This is a genomic window from Pseudomonas sp. HY2-MNA-CIBAN-0224, from assembly GCF_040310285.1.
GTDB lineage: Bacteria > Pseudomonadota > Gammaproteobacteria > Pseudomonadales > Pseudomonadaceae > Aquipseudomonas > Aquipseudomonas helleri.
Window position 1 is genome coordinate 1 of sequence record NZ_JBEOPQ010000792.1, and the last position, 247, is coordinate 247.

General features: G+C 44.9%; 1 pseudogene. It reads right to left on the minus strand.

Annotated features, from left to right (window positions below):
* Positions 1-247: pseudogene (locus AAEZ03_RS28480) on the minus strand (hypothetical protein); the annotation flags it as partial.

Sequence of the window (247 nt, forward strand, 5' to 3'; positions counted from 1 at the left end):
TGATATCGCTATCCACGATGTCAAATAGCGTATCCAAATTATCAATCACATAGTAAATCGGTTGGATATGATCGATACGATAAGGGGTGCGGAGTACGTCGAGTAAATCAAACGCACGATGCTCTGGTTGGCGCTCTACTTGATGTGGGCTTTCACCTTGCTGATCAGAATGCTCTCTAAGCGCATAGACTGTTTCAGATGGTGAGCTTAAAATGCCGCCGCCATAGATTCGGCGATTATCTTGAGT